This window comes from Rhodococcus sp. P3_B8 (assembly GCF_056402775.1).
The window spans coordinates 1-1,211 of the sequence record NZ_JBFUGT010000637.1 but is presented as its reverse complement, the minus strand read 5'-3'; the positions used below and the strand labels follow the sequence as shown (position 1 = coordinate 1,211).

The window sequence follows — 1,211 nt, the reverse complement described above, 5'->3', positions numbered from 1 at the left end:
GGCGCGGACAGGTCGGCGATGGTGGTGCGCACCACGACCTGGTCGACCTCACGCGCCTCGTCGGGTCCGGCGAGGAGTGCCAGATCGGAGGGGATGTCGCCACCCTCGATCCGCACGGTGCCCGCGCTGTCGAAGTTTCCCAGCTCGGGCGCCGGGAACCAGGTGTCGAGGACCGTGCCGCCGACGGTCACGTTGGCGATGCCTACTGCTGATGCTCCCTGTGTGCTCACGGAACAAGAAACTACGCGTGCCGGCGGCCGCGACGCGTAGCAGTGCCGGTCCACGATCGACAGGCCAACTCGCCCGACCGCCTCGTGCAATTCGCCGACCACCCCCGGTCAGGGCCTCGCCCGGGTCGGCGGGTTTGCCAACCAGGTGGCAGAACTCGCCGCGCTGCGGTGCCCACTGCTCACCGGTGAGCAACGACGGACCCTCACTGCGACAGATGTCGGACACGGATCAAGATCAACGGCAATCAGACAACTCGATACCGAAGCGGGCACTACCGCAGCTCCCACCATCGATCGTCAACAGCCCGTCATTCGACATGGGCGTGTCTCACAACGATGGCGGTGTAGGTTCCGCGGATCGGTGTCACTTCGCGGATCTCCGACCTGCACGTTCTCACCGTAGTGTCGGTGCGTGATTCTCACGAACTTGTCGAAATCCTCAGCCCGGTCGCTATCCCGTATGGCGATCGATGACAGGTCAGTGATGGCCCGTTTGCCCCTAATGGATCGATCGGCGGGGGTGCACCGACCGCACCAGATCCCGTGGGTTGTGGTCGTGTCGGCGGTGCATCCTCGGTCGCTGTTGGGGGTGATCGACTCGCACCCACTGACTGGGGTTTGGGGGCAGACCGAGCGGGTACGCGAAGGCGGTGAAGGCGAACGAGCATTTGCAGGAAGGGCGCTCCGGTGCCGCGGGTGAGCAGGCCTCGGTGCTGTTCATCGCGGATCCGGGCAAACCTGCGGCTGTTGCCGAACGCATTGCGGAGTACCTGCCGGAACGCCTGCGCAGCTCTGACCGGGTCGGGCGCCGGTGGACGACGTGCGTACGCCGCAAACCGTACCTGCCCAACGAGCAAGCAGACTTCGCTGATGTCATCGACACAGTCGATCCGTCCTCCGAAGAGGAAGACATCGTCGTGTACCACACCTGTCTCWTAWACACATCTCCGAGCCCACGAGACTTCAGCGAATCTCGGTTTT

General features: G+C 64.4%; 2 pseudogenes. One reads left to right on the top strand and one right to left on the bottom strand.

The features are described 5' to 3' along the window. Positions 1-230: pseudogene (locus AC1D1G_RS45360) on the bottom strand (2,3,4,5-tetrahydropyridine-2,6-dicarboxylate N-succinyltransferase); the annotation flags it as partial. 650 nt (positions 231-880) lie between these two features. Here AC1D1G_RS45360 and AC1D1G_RS45355 point away from each other — a divergent pair. Further along, positions 881-1,211 (top strand): annotated as a pseudogene (locus tag AC1D1G_RS45355) (hypothetical protein); the annotation flags it as partial.